The following is a 24,078-nucleotide window of genomic DNA, read 5'->3' on the forward strand; positions in this document are numbered from 1 at the left end:
ACATGTATCATGGAAAGTAACAAAAATTCTACTTATTTGATTCCTTCCGAAATACAGAGGCTGGGCTTGTCGAGAGTCCAGCTTTTTTATATTGTCGAAAACTCCATAGGCCTTTTTTCTAGAGAAAAAGAGTGAACGATTCTCGATCGTTCACTCTTTTGTTTTTATTTGAAAATTTATTTGACGAACATTGCATCACCAAAACTAAAGAACCGGTAACGTTCGTCAATCGCGTGTTGATAGGCAGATAGAATCAATTCACGACCAGCAAACGCACTTACTAACATCACCAATGTTGATTTTGGCAAATGGAAGTTTGTTGAGAATGCTTGGACGACTTTAAACTCATAACCTGGTGTAATAAAAATTTCGGTCCAACCACTGTCGGCTTTGATCTCACCATTGAACTTTGTCCCAATTGTTTCTAACGTCCGAATAGAAGTGGTCCCTACTGCTACGATTTTCCCACCATTCTCACGAACTTGGTTCAGACGTTTCGCAGCATCCTCTGTTAACCGATAAAATTCACTATGCATGTGATGATCTTCAATCTTATCCACACTAACTGGACGGAACGTTCCTAAGCCAACATGAAGCGTCAAGTAGACTAATTCAATTCCTTTGGCTTCGATTTCTTCCAATAATTCTTTTGTAAAATGTAATCCCGCTGTTGGGGCTGCAGCAGAACCATTTTCTTTGGCGTACACCGTTTGATAACGATCTGGATCTTCCAAACGTTCCTTGATATAAGGTGGCAATGGCATTTCACCCAGTGACTCTAAGATTTCAAGAAAAATCCCATCATATTTGAACGTAATGATTCGTCCGCCATGTTCTAGTTCTTCTTCCACCACAGCTTTTAGTCGACCATCACCAAACGAAATCGTTGTGCCTACTTTGGCACGTTTGGCTGGTTTGATCAATGTTTCCCATGTATCTCCTTCTGTATTCGTTAAAACCAATACTTCCAAATGAGCACCAGTATCTGGCTTTTCTCCATATAAACGAGCGGGTAGTACGCGTGTGTCGTTCATGACTAAGGCATCCCCCGAGTTCAATTCATCAATAATATCATGGAAATGTTTATCTTCTAACTCTCCTGTTGTACGATCTACCACCAACAAACGTGATTGGTCACGATCTTTTAACGGTGTTTGTGCAATGAGTTCTTCTGGTAAATCAAAATCAAAATCCTCTGTTGTTAACATCTTATCCACTCTTTCTAGTCATTTCTCTTCAGCTATTCTAACACTTTTTCAGAAACTTGGCGAACAGCTTCTCCCCTACTTTTTTCGTGCACATAATTTCATATTGGAGCAAAAAATTCTTTTCTTTCAAACCCTTCGATTTGTATGTTAACGAATTTTCAGCCATACTAGTTATGTGAAGATTAAAAAAATGATAATTTGAGGTGAGAAAATTTGATTGAATTTCAACATGTATCAAAAATTTATAAAGGAAACAAAGTTGCTGTTGATGATGTAAATCTTTCATTTGAAAAGGGAGAGTTCATCTGCTTTATCGGAACCAGTGGTAGTGGAAAAACAACGACAATGCGTATGATTAATCGAATGACTGACCCGTCTAAAGGAAAAATTTTGATAGATGGGAAAAACATCCTAGATATCAATCCCGTTGAGTTACGCCGACAAATCGGTTATGTTATCCAAAATATTGGTTTAATGCCACACATGACCATTAGAGAAAATATCACACTTGTTCAAAAGTTACTCAAAGTCAGTCAGGAAGAACGAAATAAAACTGCTGAAAAGATGATTGACCTTGTCGAATTGCCTCGTGAAATGCTTGACCGTTATCCAAGCGAACTATCTGGTGGACAACAACAACGGATTGGTGTTGTTCGAGCATTAGCTGCTAATCAAGATATTATTTTGATGGATGAACCATTTGGTGCACTCGATCCAATTACTCGTGACGCATTGCAAGATTTAGTGAAAGACTTACAAGAACGCTTGGGAAAAACGATTGTCTTTGTTACCCATGATATGGATGAAGCATTAAAACTAGCAAGTCGTATCGCTATCATGAGTGAAGGAAAAGTGATCCAGTTTGACACCCCAGAAAATATTTTACGTAACCCAGCCAATGAGTTCGTAGAAGAACTCATTGGTGAGGATCGTTTGCTGCAAGCAAAACCAGACACGACTCGCGTTAACGAGGTAATGTTGAATACTGCCATTACGATTACACCGGAAAAATCATTGCAAGAAGCAATCAAACTCATGCGAGAAAAACGCGTGGATACTCTTTTAGTAACAGACAATTCAAATGTACTAAAAGGCTTCATCGACGTTGAGACTCTTGACCGAAAACGCGGCAAAGTTTCGAGTGTAGGCGACATCTTGAATCCCAATGTATTTTACGTAAAAGAATCTGCTTATTTACGTGACACTTTACAACGGATTTTAAAACGTGGACTAAAATATGTCCCTGTCGTTGATGAACGAAACCGAGTAGTCGGCATCTTAACGCGTGCTTCACTTGTCGATATTGTTTACGACGTTATTTGGGGAGAAGAGCAATCCATCACAGATGCGATTGAGTCGACGAAGCCTGCAGAAACAAAGGAGGTCTAGCTCATGCAGCAGTTTTTTAATCAGCATGGCGCCGAAATCTTAACAAAAAGTGCTGAACATCTTTATATTTCTTTTTTCGCTTTAGCACTTGGTATTTTGGTCGCAGTTCCGCTAGGGATTCTTTTGACTCGTTTTCAAAAAGCGGCAACGATTGTGATTGGTATTAGTAGCGCACTTCAAACAGTTCCTTCTTTGGCACTGTTAGCCTTGATGATACCTTTACTAGGCGTTGGAAAAACACCCGCAATTATTGCCCTCTTTATTTATTCACTATTGCCTATTTTACGAAACACTTATATTGGGATGAAAAACGTAGATTGGAACTATCGAGATGTCGCCAAAGGAATGGGCATGACGAATCTGCAATCTATTATTTCTGTGGAACTACCTATTGCAATGCCAACTATTATGGCAGGGATTCGTTTGGCCGCAGTCTATGTGATTGCTTGGGCAACTTTAGCCTCTTACATTGGTGCTGGTGGTTTAGGTGATCTGATTTTTAGTGGATTAAATAATTATCAGCCAGATTTGATTTTTGCTGGAACGATTCCTGTAACTATTTTAGCCTTACTTGCAGACTTTTTACTTGGTTTGTTAGAAACACGGCTCACTCCGATTGCGCTTAGAAAGGAGAATGAGGAATGAAACGATTAAAACAATTCATTTTACTTTTTGGTCTCTCGCTCATTCTCGGTAGCTGTTCTTTGCCAGGTTTAGCAAGCAATACGGATGACCAAACCATCTCAATTACTGGTGGAATTACTTCAGAAGCACAAATTCTTGCAGGAATTGTTGCTGGAATGGTCGAACATTATACCGACAAAAACACAACGATCATCAATAATTTAGCAACAACAACGATCAACCATCAAGCGATGATCAACGGTGATGCTTCAATTTCCGCGGCACGTTATACAGGAACAGACTTAACAACTACCTTAGGATTACCGCCTGAAAAAGATCCTAAAAAAGCATTTGCCATAGTAAAAGAGGAATTTGAAAAGCGGTACAATCAAACATGGTTCCCTTCTTACGGTTTTGAAAACACGTATGTCTTTCTCGTTCGCAAAGACACAGCTGAAAAATACAACCTTAAGAAAGTCAGTGATTTGAAAAATGTAGCGAATGAACTCGTTGCTGGTGTCGATACTTCTTGGATCAACCGTAAAGGTGATGGTTATGATGGCTTCCAAGAAACTTATGGTTTTTCATTTGAATCGATTTTGCCAATGCAGATCGGTTTAGTCTATGATGCTGTTGAAGCGGGAAAAATGGATATCGTATTGGGTTATTCTACAGATGGACGGATTGCAAGTTATGATTTAGTAATGTTAGAAGATGATTTAAGTTTCTTTCCACCTTATGACGCTGCACCAGTTGTCGCAAACCAAGTCTTAAAAGACACGCCTCATTTAGAAGAAGCTTTACAAAAATTAGGTGGTACGATCACTACAGAGGAAATGCAAAAATTAAATTATGAGGCAGACAACAATTTGGTAGAACCTTCTGTCGTTGCCGAACGTTTTTTGAAAGAACATCATTATTTTGAGGAAGGGAAGTGATTACGTGGATAAAATGAATGTATTTCAACAATTCGTCTATTATTTTCAAGAAAATGGCGCATATGTCTTTAGTCAATTTATCCGCCACTTCTTGATTTCAATTTACGGTGTCTTTTTCGCCGCTGTTGTAGCAATTCCAATCGGGATATTAATCTCTCGTAAACGCAAACTTGCCAATTGGGTTATTCGCTTGGCAAACATCATTCAAACTGTGCCTTCTTTAGCGATGCTCTCCATTTTGATGATTGGATTAGGACTAGGCGTTAACGTAGTTATTGTTACTGTCTTTTTGTACTCCTTATTACCAATTATCAAGAACACTTATACTGGCATGATCCAAGTGGATAAAAACATTTTAGATGTCGGTAAAGGAATGGGCATGACTGCTCGTCAACGTTTAATGATGGTGGAACTACCTTTATCTGTTTCAGTCATTATGGCTGGGATTCGTAATGCTTTGGTTGTTGCAATCGGAATTACTGCAATTGGCGCATTCGTTGGTGCCGGCGGCCTCGGTGACATTATTATCCGCGGAACCAATGCAACAGATGGAGCCTCAATCATTCTTGCAGGTGCGTTACCAACAGCTTTGATGGCAATCATTACTGACTGGGTACTTGGTATCGTGGAACGACGCTTAGATCCGGCGGCAAAAAAAGCTTAACGTACTAGTTAAATATGGGTAAAAAAAAAGGGACAAAACGAATTTTCGTTTTGTCCCTTTTTTTATTTATTGATAAAATACTTTTACACCCAGTTACTTATTTTTTCAGATGGTAACTATAGGTACTGATGACAATATTTTCTCGCCAAGAAAGTCGCAAACGCAAACGTAAGCTTGTTTGGTTGTGTAAAATATTTTGCCAACGACGGTTTGGTACAAATTGAGGTATCAACACCGTTGTCGTATAGTTTTGTTTTGCTGCATTTTTGCTCACTAGATCCACATAGCGAATAATTGGATTTTCAATTGAACGATACGACGAATGAACAACCGAAAAACGCACATCAGGAAAATGTTTTTTGAATTCGGCTTCGATTTCTTTTTCCTTCGCTACATCTTCATCTAAAGAAACGTGCATTGCTACTACATAGTCTCCAATCGAACGCGCGTAATTCAACGCGCCAATATTTACCCGAGTAACATTTCCCACTAAAACTAAAACTGTATTTCCATCAAAATCATGTAATTTAGCATCTTCTTCTAAGCGAAGTTGTTCTGCCACATTTTTGTAGTGTCCATGAATTTTGTAAAAAACAAATAAAACAATTGGCATAATGATAAAGAATGGCCAAATGTCACCTAAACGATAGATGAACAAAATAATAATAATTGAGTAAGAGATAAATGCTCCAACAATGTTTGCAATTGATTTTTGTAACCACTTCTTGCCTTCTTTTCGCCATTTAACAACCATCCCTGTTTGAGAAAGAGCAAATGGGATAAATACACCAATCGAGTAAAGTGGAATCAATCGTTCCGTTGATCCTTGGAAAATAAACAATAAAATGATTGAGCCAAATGCTAAAGTCATGATCCCATTTGAATAACCTAAACGATCACCACGGTCTTGATACATATGTGGCATGAATTTATCTTTTGCCAAGTTAAATGCTAAAACTGGAAACGCAGAGAAACCAGTATTCGCTGCCACTGCTAAAATCAAAGCAGTTGCAAATTGTAAAACATAATACAAGACACCATGTCCAAAAACAGCTTTACCGATTTGAGACAAAACAGTCACTTCTTTTTCAGGCACAATGCCATACCAGTAGTTAATGAAGGTAATTCCAACGAAGAAAAAGCCTAAGATGACAGCCATCATCGTTAACGTACCAGCAGCGTTTTTCGCCCGTGGTTTTTTAAAGAAAGGAACCGCATTACTGATTGCCTCAACCCCAGTTAGCGAAGAAGAACCTGATGAAAATGCACGTAAAATCAAAGCAATTGAGACACCCGGAATTGCCGCACCTGGTAAAGCAGTCGCATTTAGTGGTACAGCCCCCGTTACAATGTTGAATAAACCAACAACGATCAGCAAGGTAATCACGATAATAAAAGTGTAGACAGGAACTAACAAGAACGAAGCTGACTCACGTAATCCTCTTAAATTAAGCATCATCAATAGTAAAACGATTGCGACAGAAATACCTACCTGATGCCCATATAAAGCAGGTATCGCTGAGGTTATCGCCTCTGCCCCAGCAGAAACGGATACCGCAACAGTCAGCATATAATCAATGAGCAATGAGCCACCAGAAATCAGACCAGCGTTTTTCCCCAAGTTTTCACTACTAACCACATAGGCTCCACCACCATGAGGGTAAGCATGAATAATTTGTCGATAAGATAAAGTTAATGAAATGAGTAAAATAATAACAAATGCTGCAATAGGTAATGAATACCAAATTGCTGCAGTAGATAAAGCCACCAACACGACAACGATTTGTTCTGTCCCATACGCAATCGAAGACAGTGCATCAGAAGACAATAATGCTAATGCAGCAAAACGACTCAATTTTTGGTCATCATTTTCGGCAGACTTTAACGGTTTACCTACTAATAACCTTTTTAAGTAATCCAACTCTTAAACCCCTTTACATTTTTTTCCTTTTAAATGTCATTTTTGAAAATTTACAGTAAACAAAATGATATAGTACGCTCATCAAATATAAAAGTCAACAAGCTAACTAAAAAATCTTCCAAAAAGCAAAAAGATTTTTCATTCTAAAAAACTGGGACCCCCATTTAGAAAAGAGATCCCAGTTTAATTTCTGATTCATCTTAAAATACTCAGTGGAAGATATGGCTCTCGTGTGAGTATTCCTGTAATTTTTTCATTTTAGATTCAATAAACGGATAAACAGCCGTTCCAACAATTCCAAAAACGATAAATAACCCAATCATGATCCAAATGGCATTTGTTGCCGTTGGCCAATAAATTCCACCAGCTGATTCACGCAATAAGTTCACCGCGTGAGTGAATGGTAAGAATGGATTGATCATTTGGAAGAATTTTCCAGAAACTTGAATTGGATAATTCCCACCACCACCTGAAATTGACAGTACAAGGATGATAATCGCCAGCCCTTTCCCTACGTTGCCGAATAAGGACGCTAGCACGTAAACGATCATCATGAAGGACAAGGACACTAATAACGCAAATAACACACTATACACCGGATTATGAACGTCTACGCCCAATAGGAAGATGTTTCCAAGAGCAACAATCAATCCTTGTGCTAAACCAATCGTTAAGAATGTCAACATTCGTGCCACATATTGTTCGCGCTTCGTGAATTTTGTTTTGTCTTTCTTCTCAAGGTAATAATCCGTGGTTGCGACACTTGAAAGCAAGACTGCACCAACCCAAATACATAAGGCTGTGTAGAAAGGTGTGCTTGCTGAGCCGTTATTGGCAATTGGATACAGTTGATTTGTTTTCAATTCAACTGGGTTTGTAAAGAAATCACTTTCTTTTGTCGCATCTAATTTCAATAATTTGATGACTTCACCAAGATCGACTTCTTCCTCCCCTTTACGGATAGCATCGGCAGCTTTTTCAATTCCTGCTTTGATACTTGGCCAATCATTTGTAATCAAGTCTGCGGCTGCATTGACAGCTGTCTCGACTTCTGGCATTTTTTCATTGACCGTTGTCAGTGTCCCCGTTAGTTCACCTTTCAAAGTTGGCCAATCATTTTGAATAAAATCAGCAGCTGTGTTTAATTTTTGAGCCACGGCTGGTAAGTCGTTGTTATACAAGTCAGCACCTTTATTGATACCGTCAACGATTGTGTTCATGTTCCCGTTCAACATTGTGTTCGCATCATGGACTTCTTGACCAATTGCGGGCATTTCTTTTTGATATTTTTCTAGGATGCCAACTGCATTTGAAACGGTTGTTTTTGTCGAACTTAATAATGAATCAAAGTCGATTTGGTCTGCTTTGTCTAAGACCCCATTTGCTGTTTGAATCGTGTGAATCAACTGATCTAAGATGGATTCAACAGTTGAGCCAACTGCACTAACATTCAAATTAGTTGCTGCTTCGCCGATTTTTGAAGCAATATCTTGGATGCCATCTAGTAATTCTTTTACTTTTTCTGGACTAGCGGTTTTAACAAGATCATTTAATTTACCTACATGTTCATTCAAATCACCAAGCATGGCTTTGATACGATTCAATTCAGTAATAACACCGTCTAAATCATTGTTTCCAGCACTTGTTTGTAAGTCTGTCATAAATTGGACAACTTGATCAATGGCTTCTTGTTGACGACCCAAGCTAGCGGAAAAATCAGTTAAGACTTGACTGATATTCGCTCTTTCTTCAGGAGTTAGTTCGTTGTCTGCAATCGCTCCTTCGATTGTTTCAACAATCGAATTTGTCGTAGTGGCAACTTCTCCAATTGATTTCAAAGTAACTTGTACACTGCTGACAATGCTTGGAACAGCCTCTTTTAATTGTGTCGCACCATTTTCGGTTGTCGCTGCAAGATTACTTGCCTGAGATTCTAATCTTTTGATATCGGGCAAAGCATCTTGCACTTGACCAATAATCACTAATCCTTGTTTGGCTTCATCAATTCCTTGATTCATTGTGTCTTGGATTGAAGCAAAATCTTCATCAATCATCGCTAGTTGCTTCCCAGCGTTTTGGATTTCAGGAATTTTTTCTTGTAAATCCAAAATGATTTTCGCTTGTTCTTGAAGTTCAGGCATTTTATCATTCAGCGCAATGACTTTTTCACCCATTTCGTCTACTTTTGGTAGATAGTCAACAAATTCATTCGCTTTGTTGAGTTTTTCTTTGATGCCAGGAAGCTGACTTTGAAGTTCTAGCACTTTTTTGGTGTATCCTTCAATATCATCTAAGTTTTCATCAGTAGAAAGAATCATATCTTTTACCTTATTGATGCTCACTAAGTTGGAATCGATATCGTAACCAATTTCGTTAAAAACTTTTAGCAAGGTCGAACTTGCTGTGTTAATAAATTCTTCTGTAATTTGTGACTGAATCGAACTTGCACCTTTATCAGTGATTTTCGGTGCAATCGCGTTGATTTTTTCATTAACAGTGTATTCTATTTTTGGTTTCTTGATGTCCCCACTAGTAAAACTTAACAAGTCTTCAGAAAAATCAGTTGGCAGATAAATACCTGCATAATATTTTCCTGAACGAACGCCAGATTCTAATTCAGCTTTTGAGTCAACGAATTGCCAACCCAGCTGGTCATTTTTGTGTAGTGACTTTATTACTTCTTTCCCAATAGCTACTTCTTTTCCTTGAAATTCAACTGGCTTATCCGCACTGTATACGGCAATTGGTAACTCTCCAGTATTTCCATATGGATCCCACAAAGCTTTGATATTAAACCATGCGTACAGTGAAGGGATAATCATGATAGCGATAATCAGAAGTGTCGCAATCGGGTTTTTAAAGATTCGTTTCCAATCAAGTAAGTAAAGTTTGAATGTATTTTTGATTGATCCCATAATTTTCCCCTTCTTTTTTTCTAGCTGAACTACTTTACCATGCAATTCTCTATGATTTCAATGAACATTAACCAAAAAAAGCGAGAATTTTGACATATAAGGACAACTGTCGAACTGTAATCTCTTACAACTTAAAAAACTATTAAATTTTATTTCCTTCACTTTATCATGAAATAACGTGGAATGATAATTTTATGATAAAACTTTAGCCCTAATCAACAAAATCTCTTTGACAGACATAAAAAAGTGAAGACAAAACTTTTTTCTTGTTTTGTCCTCACTTAAAAATTTCTGACAGAAGTAAAAATCATTTGCCCCTTTTTTCTTCAAGATAGGCTTGCATCAGTTGCTCAAATAATTCCTTTAATTGCTGCTGATTCCTTTCATCTCTTACGAAAGATTGGACAGGAGAGCTGCCATTATCAAAATATTTGATTGGCACTGGCTCGTTTGCTATTTCTTGAACAGTGATTTGCGGATGATACAAGAAATCACCACAGACACCTGGCTGTAAAAAAGCAAATTCATAATATTCGCCTTGCTTACGTAAACGATAATAACCATCCATTAGCCATTCTTTCTCAGTTAACTGTTGCTTGATTGCTTGCCAATTTTCATTCATCCTCTCACCTCATGCGAAAGTATAGCATAATTAAGCAAGTGTTAACACAATTTTCCCAGCAGGAGGATGTCCTTCCATTAACTGATGGGCTTGAATGACATTCTCTAATGTTGCTGGTAATAACTGACTGATGGGTACACTGAATGTTCCTTTTTCATATTCTCGTAATAAATATGAAAATGCTTCTTGGTCTTGATATTCTTTTCTGGGAACAAATGATTCATAAAAGCCACTTTTTTTCTCTCGTAGATCTAAATCGGGTAGTTGTGTCAACGCGACATAACGACCGCCAGACTTCATAATCTTGATACCCGAAACCCCACGTTTGCTACCTTTCGTTGCATCAATAACAATATCTGCTTGGTTAGCAAAACGTTCTCCTACATCTTCTTGATCATAAGCAGCAAATTCTGCTACCCCAAGTGCACGCACTTTTTCTTCGTTTTTTTTTGAAGCACTGGCTAACACTTTGATTCCCTTAGCATGCAATAATTGGACCAAGCTTGAACCAACACCGCCAGAAGCCCCTTCAATCATCACAACATCCGTCGGTTGTACATCAAGTAAATGTGTCAGCAAATTATACGCGGTTAATCCTGTTGTTACCATACCTGCTGCTTGCGCCCAATCCATTTGATCAGGAAGCTTTGCCACTTTTTTGGCAGGAACAACAATCTCTTCCCCATAAGTTCCACCAACTGCGTGGACAACTACTCGATCACCAACAGCAAAATTAGTCACGTCTGAGGCAACTTCAGTTATCACTCCAGCACCATCATTTCCTAAAACATAAGGAAATTTTAACGGACGAACCTCTTTCATATTTCCAAGTCGAAGAGATACATCATATGGGTTGATGCTAAATGCTTTTAACGCTACTCGAAGACGCCCCTCTTTTACTTCTCGCGGACTCGCATCGATTTCTTCAAATACATCTTGTGCTAAACCATACTCTTTTATCGCAAATCTTTTCATAGTTGTCACACTCCTCTTTATTAGTTTACGAGGAAGTGCTATTTTTTACAAAAAAAGTGTATGAGTAAAATTAGTTGTCTTTTTTAGTCAGACGTGCTAAATTATGAACGGACATCTCATAATCGTAACAATTACGATTTATATCAAAATAAAAAATAAATTTTAAACAATTGGAGGAAACATAATGGCAAAAAAATCAAAAATTGCAAAAGCAAAGAAACAACAAGCAACGATTGAACGTTATGCAGCAGTACGACAAGAATTAAAAGCGAACCATGATTACGAAGGATTGCGTAAGCTACCTTTAGATGCGCGCCCAGAACGTTTGAAAAACCGTGACTTAATTGATGGTCGCCCCCGAGGGTACATGCGTAAATTCGGAATGTCTCGTGTGAAATTTCGTGAATTAGCGCATAAAGGATTAATTCCTGGTATCAAAAAAGCCAGCTGGTAATTTCTAGAATTCAACGTTGACTCAATTGAAGGTTGCTATCACATAAAAATAAAAATAAGAAGCATTTTTCACTCAAACAATTAACGGAGTTGTTTTGGCATCCTTTTGTAAGGAAAAATAACTAAAGACGCTAAGAGATAAAAAGGAAGACTCAAACGAAATTTCGTTTGAGTCTTCCTTTTTTGCCTTCATCTCACAATTGTTTGCGAACACTGCTTTTTCTCTATGTAAATATAATTTATCAAGCTAGTCAGAGCTGCTACATATCGACTAAATTTCATTCAGGCAAGTCACATCATCGTTACTTTGATACTGGAGCAATTACCTCCACACCAACACTGATTTTTAGTGCACGATCGACATCTTGCATAATTTCCCGATCTAAGTGACACACTTTTTCTTTCAATCTTGATTTATCAATAGTTCGAATTTGTTCTAATAAAATGACGGAGTCTCGGTCTATACCCGTTCCCGTTGCTTTGATCCCTATATGTGTGGGCAATTTAGGTTTCGCCATTTTTGCAGTAATTGCTGCCACGATTACTGTTGGACTAAAATGGTTTCCTAAATTATTTTGAATAATCAGCACAGGACGTGTTCCGCCTTGTTCTGAACCCACAACTGGAGAAAGATCAGCAAAGTAAATATCTCCTCTTTTTACCATAGGATCCTCCTTATTTTTGATATTCTCTTGGTATCCGTGTTCCTAGTATACAAGCTACTTCATAATGGATCGTTTCTAATTGATCCGCTACATCTTGCATGGCAATCACCTGATCCTGATTTTTCCCAATCAGAGTCACAGTTGTTCCTACAGGTAATTTATAAGGTAAGCGAACCATCAATTGATCCATACAAACTCGCCCAACTGTTTCACAAAATTTCCCATCAACTAATAAAGAAAATCCTTGCATCTTTCTTAACCAACCATCTGCGTAACCAATTGGTACTGTTCCAATCCATTCAGGTTTTGGTGTGATATAGGTTTCGCCATAACCAATTCCTTCATTAGCAGCTAATTCTTTCACTTGAATCAATTCAGAAACAAGTTCGAGTGCTGGCTGTAATGGATAAACTTCTGGTAACGCATGCCCCGATGGATTCAATCCATACATCGCAATTCCGTAACGAATCATGTTCCCAATTGACTCATCATGCCACAAAGCTGTTGCACTGTTACTGACATGCACATAGCGAGGTAGCTCTGGTAATTCTTCAAGAACAGCTAAAAAACGATTTTTTTGTAAATTCCAATAAGTAGCATCTTCTTGGTCAGCAGTAGAAAAATGCGTAAATAGACCTTCCCACTCGAAATATGGTGTCGTCTGAACAAATTCAGCTGCTTCTCGGACTTCCTTCGGTGTTAAAAAGCCGATGCGCCCCATTCCTGTATCTGCTTTTAAGTGAAGTTTCAACTGTCCTTCGATCGCATATTCTGAAAAATACTCTTTTGCATCGTCCAGCCATTCTTTTGTACCCACGGTTACTGCTAAATCATTGGTAATGGCTAGTTCGATTGCTGAAAAAGGAATCATATTCAAGACTAGAATTGGCTGGGTGAATCCAGCTCCTCGTAATTCTAGTCCTTCATCTAAGTTAGCTACGCAAAAACCTGTAGCACCTCCTGCAATCGCTGCATGTGCCGTTTCAATCGCACCATGTCCATAACCATTTGCTTTTACAACTGCAAATAATTCTTTTCCCTTTGGAAGTCTAGCCAATTCATTTGCCACGTTTTCTGTAATAGCTTGTGTATGTATAATTGCTTTTGTCGGACGATTCCAAGCGACAACCATTTTCTTTCCTTCTTTCTATTCTTCCAAAATAATTTGTGCAAATGCCAATTCATCTGTGTGTGTAATACTTACCCAAACAGTTCCTTGATGCGGTGACTGTGTGACAATTGGCTGACCGAGCACATCTTTTAAAATTTCAATTTCTTGAAACGTTACTTTACCGATTCCTGTACCCCAAGCTTTGGAAAAGGCTTCTTTACATGCATAACGTCCACCTAAAAATTCTACTTGGCGATGAAAGGGTAATGCACGAAACAATTCAATCTCATTGACTGTCAGTACACGACCAATAAAATTTGTTTTTTCTTGAATAATTTTAGCAATCCTAGGTAGTTCAACTGCGTCGATTCCAATCCCTTTTATCATCTATCTTCTCTCTTCATCAAATTTAGAACAATCTCATTCTACCAAATTCCTGTCATTTTGCCACAATTAAGTCTATATATAACAAAAATGAAAGCTTCTCTTAAGATTAAGAGAAGCTTTCATTTGTTTTTTTAATCGTTGTTTGAACGGATGACAAATCCACGTTTTTTATCATTTTGACGACGGCTGCCGTCTTTATGATTTCCGCTGTTTTTGTTATATCCGCCTTTAGATTTATTTCCACGGTAATTTCCGCCTTCGCCTCGACGATTACGATTATTGCCGCCACCACGTTTACCATTTTTGTTGAATCCTTTTTTCTGAGATGGTAATGGTCGTTCTGGTGTGATTTTTACTGGAATAGCATCTGAAGGATCTTTTGCAACAGTTTTTAATAATAATGCTGCTAAATCTTGTGCTGAATATTTTTCTAACAACTTATCTGCTGGTTGTAAGTATTTATCCAAGCCATTTTCTTCAAGTTTTGTTTCCACTTCATCAAAAGCTGCGCCTAATTGGCCTTTAAATGCTTCTTTTTCAGTTGGTGGACGCAAAGCAGTCATACGCTTTTTCGTTAAGTTTTCAATTACGTGTAAGTAACCCATTTCGTTTGGTGTAACGAAAGTAACTGACATTCCGCCTTTACCTGCACGCCCTGTACGTCCAATACGGTGAACATAACTTTCTGGATCTTGAGGGATATCGTAGTTGTACACATGTGTAACACCAGAGATATCTAATCCACGAGCCGCTACGTCAGTTGCCACTAAAATATCTAAATGACCACTCTTGAATGAACGTAATACGCTCATACGTTTTTGTTGTGATAAATCACCGTGAATTCCTTCTGCGCGATAGCCACGTGCTTCTAATCCACGAGCTAATTCATCTACACGGCGTTTTGTACGACCAAATACAATCGTTAATTCAGGTTTTTGAACATCAAATAAACGAGTCATGATATCAAATTTTTCATATTCTTTTGCACGTACATAATATTGATCAATCAAATCAGCTGTCATTTCTTTTGCTTTGATTTTTACGTGTGTTGGATTTTTCATGAATTTGACACCAATATTTTTGATTGCTGGTGGCATTGTTGCAGAGAATAGTAATGTTTGGCGTTCTTCTGGAACAGTTGAAATAATTTTTTCAATATCTTCCAAGAAGCCCATATTTAACATTTCATCTGCTTCATCTAAAACTAATGTTTGAACAGTTCCTAATTTCAATGTGTGACGATTAATATGATCTAACATACGTCCTGGTGTTCCAACAACGATATGTGGACGATCTTTTAAGCCACGGATTTGGCGGCCGATATCAGCTCCACCGTAAACAGCTTGTACACGAATTTTTTTATCGCGACCTAAACGATAAAGTTCTTCTTGTGTTTGGATAGCTAACTCACGTGTTGGTGAAATAACTAAACCTTGTAATTCATGGCGTTGAGGGTCGATTTTTTCTAACATTGGTAGTCCAAAGGCAGCTGTTTTACCAGTACCTGTTTGTGCTTGACCAATAACGTCTTTCCCAGCTAATGCTAAAGGAATTGTTTCTGATTGGATCGGTGTTGCTTCTTCAAAACCAGCACGTTCAACTGATTTCAATAATTCTGGTGATAATTCTAATTCTTTAAATTTCAAATGAATCCTCCTAATATGGTTGTTAACTGAGGATGTAGCTTCTTTTTTGCTACCCCGTCGATTTGTTCGGTCAAAGTGAAGTCGTTCTCTTTTTGACAGTGGCCACTATAACTATTTACGCGCAGAGCCGCTGTGACACCACCGAAAAATCACTTTGCGAAGTTTAGTTAGGCATTAGAAAAGCCAAACGGGTCACGTTCAGCTTTATCATTGTTATGACATCTGATCTCTGGATGCAACTACATTCAAAGTCAGTCCAATTTATCTTCATCTTTCGGCAATAGGTTATTCTACCATAGTAACTTGTTTTCTGCAAGTTTCCAGTTTTTATTTCAATCAAGGGAATTCTTTTTTACAAAACTAATTTAGCTAACAAAAAAAATAAATGTACTTCTTTCCTTCTTTTTTTGCTATAATTCATGAAAACTGAAAGGAGATTTAATTTATGCTACTTCTTGCACTACTGACAGGCGTTGGCACATTTTTCAATTACTTTGCTATTGTCAATCAAACTTATCCCTTACCATTAGCAATTTTTATTCAATTGCTTCTTTTCGTATTCACTTTGATTTCTTTGCTTAGTTACAAAGGCAAGCGTTCTCGCCCAAGTTACGATGGTGGCTGGTACACAATCTGGACGATTCCTTTTGCACTGATTATTTTATCTTTTCTAGGTAATTTAGCTGCATTAATTATTTTTTTATTGAACCAATTTGGTTATCTTTCAGGCTTCTAGACTTTTCTAGAAGCTTTTTATTGGAAAGCAATCTTTCTATGAAACTTCATCAACATATTCCAATAAATCAGCGGGTTGGCACGATAATACCTGACAAATTTTTTCAAGTGTTGAAAAACGAATTGCTTTGGCTTTACCTGTTTTTAAAATGGACATATTTGCTTGGGTGATTCCTACTTGCTCAGCCAATTCTGTAACGCTCATATTTCGTTTGACTAACATGATATCAAGATTCACTTTTATCATCTTTATTCACCTCTTCAGTCTAGTTAAGAAATCTAACATTCTCTCTATCTACTAGATAGTTAATTCACTATCTAACTTCAACTCAATTGCATTTTTAAGAAGCTTCTCGATAATCGAAACGAAGGTAGCTACTGCCAATGGAATGATCAACATGCCCAAACCAATAACCATCATGCCTGGGGCATCATCATTATCTGCAATAAAGTAAACAAAAGGCAGTGTTCCCGTAAGTACAATGAATTCCATAAGTGCTAAACGAAAAATTGCATGAACATATACCAGGCTCATCGCTGAAAATGCGGTGTTGCTATCGACTAAGCCTAACATGCGATACATATAATAAATGATTAAAAGTGAAGCAATTGCTGACAAATAAAGTGAAATGCTAGCAAGTATTTGCTGTGGAAAAACTGAACGCTCATTGATTGAAAACAGAAGTCCCATCGTTAGTAAAAAGCTGAGAAACAAAATAAATGCTACTAAGCCAGCTAAAATAAATTTTAAAAAAGTTGTTTTTGCCTTCATAAATACAAACCTCTCTATTTTTAAGATAAAAATAGTATAGCGTTCTATATATCGTTAAACAATATAAATGCATCGAAAAACAATAAAAATTTAAACAAAAAAGAGTACGATTTCTCGTACCCATGCTGTGACCATAAATTTAATTGAGCTTTTGTAATCTTTCGACCACTTCATACAAGCCCATTCCATTACTTCCTTTTAAAACAATGCTGTCTTCTACTTCCAATTGTGTTTCAATTTCTTGAATCAAAGCTTGCTTATCCTTTTCAAAATAAAAAACAGGTAGTTCGCTACTTGCTTGCAGTGCATCGCGTAAATATTTCATTTGACTACCATATAAAAAGATTCCTGCAAATTTATCAGGGTCAATATGTTCATTCATTTGGGCATGCATTGTTGGCGAGTCAGGACCAAGTTCCAGCATATCAGCAAGAACTGCGAAGCGGTGTCCATTAGTTGGTAAGTTTTGGAAAGTTTCTAAAACTAATCCCATTGCTGTTGGATTTGCATTATAAACGTCGCTCAAAATCGATGCACCATTTCCAGCTGTTAACCATTCCGTTCGATTTTGCGTGATTGCAACTGTCGCCAAACCTTGGCGAATTTCTTCAATTGATAGATCAAAGAAACGACCAATCGTGTAAGCAATCAACGCATTCGTTACATTATAACTTCCTGGTAAGGGTATCGTGAATGATTCGTCCGCCACTTTAAATGTCGTAGCTGTTTTTTCTTCCTTTGTTACCTCTCCTTGTACGTCGCCTTCCGAAAGTCCAAATGTTGTTACTTCCTGTGACAAATTCTTAATTAGTGGTTGCAATAATGGCTCATTCGCTGGAATAATGAACAGACCATTTCTTGCCAAGCCATCCACGATTTCCATTTTTGCTTTTGCAATTCCTTCACGCGAACCAAGATTTTCAATATGGGCTTCCCCAATCATAGTGATTGCAGCTACTCTTGGCTGTGCCATTTGAGATAACTCCGTAATCTCATTCGCATGATCCATACCCATTTCTAAGACTAATTTTTCTGTTTCTTCAGGCATGTGCAAAATAGTGTAGGGTAAGCCAATGTTATTATTATAGTTTCCTTGTGTTTTATACGTCCGGTATCGTTGTGCTAAAACAGAAGCAGTCAAATCTTTCGTTGTTGTTTTTCCGTTGCTCCCTGTAACTGCAATAACTTCTGCGCCAACTTTTGCTAAATAGTATGTTGAAAGTCGTTGCATTGCCTTCAATGTGTCTTCAACTGGAATCACTGCAATTTCTGTAGGTGCTTGAGCCATGTCCCAACTCCAAAAAGTAGCTACTGCTCCATTTTCAATGGCTTGATGAATAAATTCATGGCCATCACGTGCACCCGAAAGTGGCACGAACAAACTACCTTCTGTGACTTTACGACTATCAAATTCAACATTTGTGACTTCAACGTTCTTCTCGCACTGACTAGAAAGAGCTTCTGCGATTTCTTGACTCGTTACCTTCATGTATTTTCTCTCCTCAAAAAGGTCGTTTCATAAAAAATTTTTCTTTTCTAAAACGCCTGTCTATTCATAAAAAGGGGTTGCGACAGTAACTGTCACACCCCTTCTTTTTTATTCGTGTGCCTCAAAAAATCCCTGTCGCTGTTCAAAACGGTTCATTCCTAGTTGAATCAATTCCTCAATCAAATCTCCGTATTTTAATCCCATGTTTTCCCATAATAAAGGATACATACTGAATTCAGTAAATCCGGGCATTGAGTTTAATTCATTTAAGAACAACTCATTTTTACTTGTCAAGAAGAAGTCACAACGGCTTAAACCACTTCCGCCAAGCATTGTATAAGCCAATTTTGCATATTCTTGCGCTTTTTGATGTACTTCTTCAGGTACTTCAGCAGGAATTTTCATTTCTATTTTATTATCAATGTATTTTGCATCATAGTCATAAAAAGCAACATCTTTTACAATTTCTCCTGGTAACGTTGTTCGTACGTCTTCGTTACCCAAAACAGCTACTTCGATTTCGCGCGCTTCAATTCCTTGTTCTACGATTGCACGAGAATCAAATTGATAAGCAGTTTCCAATGCATTTTGAAGCTCTTCGCGGTTTTCAGCTTTGGTAATCCCAACACTGGAACCCATATTTGCTGGTTTGACGAACATTGGATACAATAGGGAACCTTCACATTGATCAAAAATCTTTTTCGGATTTTCTTTCCATTGATTTTTTAATACGGGTACATAAGGAACTTGTGGTACACCAGCAGCTTGTAAAATGTACTTCGTCATAATCTTATCCATCGCACAAGCGCTTGTCAGTACACCTGCACCAACGTAAGGTAGATTCAACGTTTCCAAAAATCCTTGAATTGTTCCATCTTCTCCATTTGGCCCATGAAGAACTGGAAAAACAATTGTTCCTTCTTCTTTGATTTCACCTGGATTAATGACTCTTCCTGTAAATCCTTCTGTTACTTTGCCGCTTGGATCCCATGTCAAGTGTAGCAATTCTTTATTGTCTGGTTTTTCTGTTAGTAGCGGTCCCTTGACCCACTGTCCATCTTTGCTAATAAAAACGAGTTGAACTTGGTAATATGCGTAATAAATGGCATTTAAAACAGAAAACGCCGAAAGAATAGATACGTCGTGTTCTGCACTACGTCCACCATATAGTAAAGTAATCTTCAAAAGATTGTCCTCCTGTATTTTCAAATCATTCAGTGATTTACCTTCATATTTTAGCACAAAATGAAAATAATCGACCAACTTATTTGTAAAAAGTGTGACAATAATCATTCATTACTCGTTTCATAGTAAACATCTTTGAAAAAAATCATTTTACTTTTCTTCTTTGTCTAAAGCAAAAGAAAAAGACCAAGTAATCTTCTAGCCTGATCTTTTTTATTTTATTCAATTAACATTCAAAAATGCGTACAAAAAAGATGTTTTCATTCGCGAATTTCTTTTACTGCATTCGTTAACGCAGATAAAAAAGCTTCATGCTCTTTTTGCGTAAACGGTTTGGGCCCTTTTGTCCGCAAACCCGCTTTTCTTAACTTGCTACTGTGATAACGCTGTTCTAATAAAGTATCAATATTGGTTTCATCAAATTCTTTACCTGTTTGGTGAAACACACGAACACCTTTAGCTAATACTAGAGAAGCCAAGCCATAATCTTGTGTGACTAAAAAGTCACCCGCATGGATTAAACCAACAATTTTATAATCTGCACTGTCTGCCCCACGATCAACATAAACAAAGCGCACATTTTTGGGATATTCCTTCGTCGTATAGTGATCGACACTCGTTACAATTACGACTTCTAAATCAAAAGATCGTGCCACTTGAATCGCGTCATCTTTAACTGGGGATCCGTCTCCATCAATGAATAGTCGCATTCTTTTTCGCTTCCTTCCATAAATAATAAACAATAGCTGTCAAAAGGATTAACACACTTAGACTGAACCATTTTGCCTGCTCCATTAATTGAATACTTTCAGCAGACTGTCTCATGGTACCTGTCATTTGTAGTAAAAATCGTATAGGCTTCCCCAACTGTCTCGTTGAGAACAACAGGACACCCATCAAGAAAAATTGATGAGTCAAACTCCCTTTATTTTGCGTCGTATACTTCACGATTAAACGTTGATCTGGTGAAACTTCTTCCAACTGCTCGTACATTTGATTTAAGTTGCTACCAAGCAATGTGTGTACAAAACTTAATAGAAATATCCCAATTGAGAAAGCATTTGGGATAAGGAATACACCAAATGAAAGCAGTAATCCTAAGCAGTGACTAGCAATCGAATGACTTTCAGGTAATTTTTTCCTTAAAGCTGGTCCGACTAGCTTTGCCAAAATCAGTCCGGTAATATATGGAAAATAAAGAGATGTGGCTAATTGATCAAAACCAGCAGTGATCCCTAGATAGAAAGTACCAAATAAAAACAGAAAATTGCCAATCATGCCATCTAAAAAAGTCAATAAATTCAGCCAGTTGGGTAACACCCATGACTGTTTCTTTCGGCTTAAATAAAATGTGATCAAAATATACAACAATAGAATACTGAAAAGAGCAACATCAAATAATGCTGTATCCATCAATAGTCGCGCAGTTCGCAACAAAAAAAGGGAAATAAAAAAGCCAAAAAACAAAAGCAATTCTTTCTTTTCAATCAAATTTCTTTGTACATCTTTGAAATCTAACTCATATCGTGGATAGTGTTTGACTGTATGATAAGCCATCACATAAAGTAACGTATAAAAAGCTAATGTCGCCGCTAATTGCAAAGGCATCGGTAAGCGAACAATCTCATAAAGAAGTGCTAGCATAACTAACGCATAAACATATTTTTTGCCTTTGATATTGATGAATCCCTGTTGTTTTTCGTGGAAGTTAACTGTGACATTTGCGGGGACGAGCCAAGCAGCACTAAGTCCTAGACAAATCGCTGATAGATAGAACAAAGGAAATGACAATAACCCGAACAAGCCAAACAGTGAGCCTGCACCGCCAACTAAAAGTGAAATCATCAGCAAAGTATAACTGTCTAAGCCAGCATGTATTCCACGAATCAAAAATAGCCCCGTCATTCGAAAGGTATAAAACAAAGTAAATGGTAAAACGGTTGCCCAACTGTAACCGTTATTTAAGCTCAAAAATAAAAGATACGGAACAAAAATCACCGTATTACTCAAAATAAAAGGGGTTGTCTCAGTAAAATTACGGCCAAATTGTTTCAGTTTGTCTAACATAATCAAAGCTCCTCAGACGGTCAATGACAAACTCATGACCTTTAGTTAGTTCAAGTTTATCATTAAAGAGTGGACAAACCAATTTTATCAACCTCTCGTCGCACTCCAAATATCTTGATAAAAAAAAGAGGCACGACAAAATGTCGTGCCTCAACTGGTACTTGAATAATCAAGTAGATAAGCCCTTCTCCACAAAAGTCTTACCCGACACTGCCTACATCCGGTAGGTGATGAAAAACATCGCGTGCCTCCAAAATCAATTAGGTACTCTGTAAACCAGAGACCTTCTCGACCCGTCGCATGTGACTACTTTATCACAAGTTTCACTGTTATGCGAGTTCTTTTTTCATTTTATAGTCAACCATTTGAAATCCTTCACCAATATCTGAGATTAATTCTTCTTCCAACTGAAACCCTTGGTGTTTGTAAACATCGATTGCATGAAGGTTATCTTGATTCACACGCAAAAAAATTTCGGAAACTTTTTCTTTTTTGGCAAGTTCTTCATACCAATCGAAAACGGCTGAAGTTAGTCCTTGACCACGCACACTCGCTAATAAATATAATTTACTCAAGTAAATGCTAGACTCAAATTTTTCATATGCTGTGTACCCAACAGGTTGATCATCTTTTATCAACAAAAAATAATACACATCATTGCCTAATTCTTTTTGAATTTGTTCTTTTGATTGATAAGTGGCTAACATGTAGTCCACTTGCGCTTGACCAATAATCGGAACAAATGCTTCTTGCCAAACATCATGAATGATTGGCAAAAGCTGGTCTAGCTCTTCTTCTGTTGTTACACGCTTTTTTTCTAACATTGACTGACTTCCTTTCTGTACAAGTTGTTGCTATTATTCCATGAAAAAACAAATGCTACAAACCTTGTGCTTTTCTAAATAAATAAAGCATCAGAAGTCCATATACTCCGACTGACCAAGGCTTTAGAATCAAAATAATTCGCATATATTCACGAAAAGACATTTTTGTTAAACCAGCCACTAAGCAAACGAGATCATCTGGTGCAAAAGGTAAAATCAATGTCCAAATCAAAAATCGGCGAATATTTTGCGTATGTGTAGTCAATAATTGATCAAATTTTTGATATTTTTTTGGTGATAAGATCAATTGAACAAAGCTTACGCCATAGTAACGCACAAGTAAAAAGCCAAGTGCTTCGCCAATCACTAAACCAATATAGCTATAAACCAATCCCCACCCCGTTCCAAACATCAACATGCCGACAACAGATGAAATACCACCAGGCAGAATAGGAATAATTACTTGGATAATTTGTAATAAAATAAAGATCAATACAGCATATTGACCAAATTGTTGAATAAATACTTGTAACGAATCCGTTGATTGAAAAATCCCATGGCGATACGCATAGATGGCGAGTATGAAAAATAAACTAAAACCAACTATAGGTAAAAACTGAATGATTCGCCGAATCGCTGATCGATAATTTTCCATAGCAAGTCCCCATCTCTCTTAAATTTTTTCCCATACCTACGTTTTTAGAAAAAGTCCCACAGAAAAAAGCAGCTGCTGAATCTTCTAGTCAAAACTCAACTGGAAATGTTGATTCAGCCAACTGCTATTTAGTAAAAAGTCGTATCTAATTATGATTTAAGAAGCTAGCCACTTTTGTATTGATTAAATCAATTGCTACGTGATTTTCGCCACCTTCTGGAACGATAATATCTGCATATCGTTTCGTTGGCTCAATAAATTGATGGTACATTGGTTTTACTACCGTTAAATATTGTTCAATAACAGAATCCAACGTACGTCCTCGTTCTTCCATGTCTCGTTTGATACGACGAATGATACGAATATCGTCGTCCGTATCAACATATAATTTTATATCCATCAACTCACGTAAACGTTCATCTTCCAAAATCAAAATCCCTTCAAGAATAATGACTTCTTTTGGTTCTTCAACAATCGTCACCTGACTTCTAGTATGCTCTACATAGTCATACACAGGTTTTTCAATGGCTTCATAGTTCAATAATTTTTCGACATGCTCAATTAGTAAGTCGTTATCAAAAGCAAATGGGTGATCATAGTTCGTGTTCAACCGCTCTTCAAAACTAAGATGACTTTGATCTTTATAATACGAATCTTGTTCAAGCATCATGATCGAGTGATCTGGGAAATTACTAAAAATCGCACGACTGACGCTTGTTTTTCCACTTCCTGATCCGCCCGTCACACCAATGATAATTGGCTTGCTTTTTGTCATTAACTAAAACCTCTTTCATATCCTATTTTTCATTCCTATCTATTATAGCGGAAAAATA

The 24,078-nt window shown here is 37.4% G+C and carries 24 protein-coding genes; 6 read left to right on the forward strand and 18 right to left on the reverse strand.

Translation table 11 applies throughout. The annotated features are described in order from the left end of the window. Positions 1-176: 176 nt before the first annotated feature. On the reverse strand, positions 177-1,208 hold the full coding sequence (gene queA, locus JZO71_RS10650) for a tRNA preQ1(34) S-adenosylmethionine ribosyltransferase-isomerase QueA (protein ID WP_206899470.1): 1,032 nt from the start codon (positions 1,206-1,208) through the stop codon (positions 177-179). 213 nt (positions 1,209-1,421) lie between these two features. On the opposite strand from queA, the gene JZO71_RS10655 reads away from it, so the two are divergent. The 4 genes from JZO71_RS10655 to JZO71_RS10670 are packed head-to-tail and all read left to right on the forward strand — an operon-like array spanning position 1,422 to position 4,823. Next, a complete protein-coding gene (locus JZO71_RS10655; RefSeq protein ID WP_206899471.1) occupies positions 1,422-2,597 on the forward strand; it encodes a betaine/proline/choline family ABC transporter ATP-binding protein in 1,176 nt (391 codons plus the stop codon). Between the two features lie 3 nt (positions 2,598-2,600). Further along, on the forward strand, positions 2,601-3,242 hold the full coding sequence (locus JZO71_RS10660; RefSeq protein ID WP_206899472.1) for an ABC transporter permease: 642 nt from the start codon (positions 2,601-2,603) through the stop codon (positions 3,240-3,242). Beyond that, the gene (locus tag JZO71_RS10665) at positions 3,239-4,159 is read left to right on the forward strand and encodes an osmoprotectant ABC transporter substrate-binding protein (RefSeq protein ID WP_206899473.1); all 921 of its coding nucleotides are present in this window, start codon (positions 3,239-3,241) and stop codon (positions 4,157-4,159) included. The genes JZO71_RS10660 and JZO71_RS10665 overlap by 4 nt, the downstream gene beginning before the upstream one ends. 13 nt (positions 4,160-4,172) lie before the next feature. Next, on the forward strand, positions 4,173-4,823 hold the full coding sequence (locus JZO71_RS10670; protein ID WP_206899546.1) for an ABC transporter permease: 651 nt from the start codon (positions 4,173-4,175) through the stop codon (positions 4,821-4,823). A gap of 97 nt (positions 4,824-4,920) precedes the next feature. On the opposite strand, the gene JZO71_RS10675 is transcribed toward JZO71_RS10670, so the two are convergent. The 4 genes from JZO71_RS10675 to JZO71_RS10690 form a co-directional block, all read right to left on the reverse strand. After that, positions 4,921-6,744, reverse strand: coding sequence for an amino acid permease (locus JZO71_RS10675; RefSeq protein ID WP_206899474.1), 1,824 nt, complete (start codon positions 6,742-6,744; stop codon positions 4,921-4,923). A 209-nt stretch (positions 6,745-6,953) separates the two neighbouring features. Then, entirely contained in the window at positions 6,954-9,659 is a 2,706-nt protein-coding gene (locus tag JZO71_RS10680) for a YhgE/Pip domain-containing protein (protein ID WP_206899475.1), read from the reverse strand. A gap of 307 nt (positions 9,660-9,966) precedes the next feature. After that, positions 9,967-10,281: a hypothetical protein gene (locus JZO71_RS10685; protein ID WP_206899476.1), complete on the reverse strand. Its 315-nt coding sequence runs from the start codon at positions 10,279-10,281 to the stop codon at positions 9,967-9,969. Positions 10,282-10,311: 30 nt separating this feature from the next. Then, positions 10,312-11,256, reverse strand: coding sequence for a quinone oxidoreductase family protein (locus JZO71_RS10690; RefSeq protein ID WP_206899477.1), 945 nt, complete (start codon positions 11,254-11,256; stop codon positions 10,312-10,314). A gap of 184 nt (positions 11,257-11,440) precedes the next feature. Here JZO71_RS10690 and rpsN point away from each other — a divergent pair, with 184 nt between their 5' ends. Beyond that, complete coding sequence (gene rpsN / locus JZO71_RS10695) at positions 11,441-11,710, forward strand: 30S ribosomal protein S14 (protein WP_206899478.1); 270 nt, start codon at positions 11,441-11,443, stop codon at positions 11,708-11,710. 301 nt (positions 11,711-12,011) lie between these two features. Here the strand turns inward: rpsN and JZO71_RS10700 are convergent, their stop codons facing one another. From JZO71_RS10700 to cshA, 4 genes are all read right to left on the reverse strand, one after another. Continuing rightward, entirely contained in the window at positions 12,012-12,374 is a 363-nt protein-coding gene (locus tag JZO71_RS10700; RefSeq protein WP_206899479.1) for a type II toxin-antitoxin system PemK/MazF family toxin, read from the reverse strand. 10 nt (positions 12,375-12,384) lie between these two features. Next, entirely contained in the window at positions 12,385-13,506 is a 1,122-nt protein-coding gene (alr, locus tag JZO71_RS10705; protein ID WP_206899480.1) for an alanine racemase, read from the reverse strand. 15 nt (positions 13,507-13,521) lie between these two features. Beyond that, positions 13,522-13,872, reverse strand: coding sequence for a holo-ACP synthase (gene acpS, locus JZO71_RS10710; protein WP_206899481.1), 351 nt, complete (start codon positions 13,870-13,872; stop codon positions 13,522-13,524). Positions 13,873-14,003: 131 nt separating this feature from the next. Beyond that, positions 14,004-15,518 carry a degradosome RNA helicase CshA gene (gene cshA / locus JZO71_RS10715; RefSeq protein ID WP_206899482.1) on the reverse strand — a complete coding sequence of 505 codons (1,515 nt, stop codon included), beginning with the start codon at positions 15,516-15,518 and terminating at the stop codon, positions 14,004-14,006. Between the two features lie 445 nt (positions 15,519-15,963). On the opposite strand from cshA, the gene JZO71_RS10720 reads away from it, so the two are divergent. Further along, positions 15,964-16,254 carry a hypothetical protein gene (locus JZO71_RS10720; RefSeq protein ID WP_206899483.1) on the forward strand — a complete coding sequence of 97 codons (291 nt, stop codon included), beginning with the start codon at positions 15,964-15,966 and terminating at the stop codon, positions 16,252-16,254. A gap of 36 nt (positions 16,255-16,290) precedes the next feature. Here the strand turns inward: JZO71_RS10720 and JZO71_RS10725 are convergent, their stop codons facing one another. The 9 genes from JZO71_RS10725 to udk all read right to left on the reverse strand — a co-directional run bounded on the left by JZO71_RS10725 (position 16,291) and on the right by udk (position 24,020). Beyond that, the gene (locus JZO71_RS10725) at positions 16,291-16,500 is read right to left on the reverse strand and encodes a helix-turn-helix domain-containing protein (protein ID WP_206899484.1); all 210 of its coding nucleotides are present in this window, start codon (positions 16,498-16,500) and stop codon (positions 16,291-16,293) included. A 51-nt stretch (positions 16,501-16,551) separates the two neighbouring features. Then, positions 16,552-17,025 (reverse strand): DUF2975 domain-containing protein, encoded by a 474-nt coding sequence (locus tag JZO71_RS10730; protein ID WP_206899485.1) that lies wholly within the window; start codon positions 17,023-17,025, stop codon positions 16,552-16,554. Positions 17,026-17,164: 139 nt separating this feature from the next. Further along, on the reverse strand, positions 17,165-18,514 hold the full coding sequence (locus tag JZO71_RS10735; protein ID WP_206899486.1) for a UDP-N-acetylmuramoyl-tripeptide--D-alanyl-D-alanine ligase: 1,350 nt from the start codon (positions 18,512-18,514) through the stop codon (positions 17,165-17,167). A gap of 108 nt (positions 18,515-18,622) precedes the next feature. Beyond that, entirely contained in the window at positions 18,623-19,699 is a 1,077-nt protein-coding gene (locus JZO71_RS10740; protein ID WP_206899487.1) for a D-alanine--D-alanine ligase, read from the reverse strand. 260 nt (positions 19,700-19,959) lie between these two features. Next, on the reverse strand, positions 19,960-20,409 hold the full coding sequence (locus JZO71_RS10745; RefSeq protein ID WP_206899488.1) for a YaiI/YqxD family protein: 450 nt from the start codon (positions 20,407-20,409) through the stop codon (positions 19,960-19,962). Next, positions 20,393-21,766: a hypothetical protein gene (locus JZO71_RS10750; protein ID WP_206899489.1), complete on the reverse strand. Its 1,374-nt coding sequence runs from the start codon at positions 21,764-21,766 to the stop codon at positions 20,393-20,395. Before JZO71_RS10750 ends, JZO71_RS10745 begins: the two co-directional genes overlap by 17 nt. 329 nt (positions 21,767-22,095) lie before the next feature. Next, positions 22,096-22,590, reverse strand: a complete 495-nt coding sequence (locus JZO71_RS10755) for a GNAT family N-acetyltransferase (protein WP_071868727.1) — start codon at positions 22,588-22,590, stop codon at positions 22,096-22,098. 55 nt (positions 22,591-22,645) lie between these two features. Beyond that, positions 22,646-23,245, reverse strand: coding sequence for a TVP38/TMEM64 family protein (locus tag JZO71_RS10760; RefSeq protein WP_206899490.1), 600 nt, complete (start codon positions 23,243-23,245; stop codon positions 22,646-22,648). A 145-nt stretch (positions 23,246-23,390) separates the two neighbouring features. Beyond that, the gene (gene udk, locus JZO71_RS10765; RefSeq protein ID WP_067483384.1) at positions 23,391-24,020 is read right to left on the reverse strand and encodes a uridine kinase; all 630 of its coding nucleotides are present in this window, start codon (positions 24,018-24,020) and stop codon (positions 23,391-23,393) included. Positions 24,021-24,078 lie beyond the last annotated feature (58 nt).

This window comes from Candidatus Enterococcus courvalinii (assembly GCF_017315945.1).
In the GTDB taxonomy this organism is placed as follows: domain Bacteria; phylum Bacillota; class Bacilli; order Lactobacillales; family Enterococcaceae; genus Enterococcus_B; species Enterococcus_B courvalinii.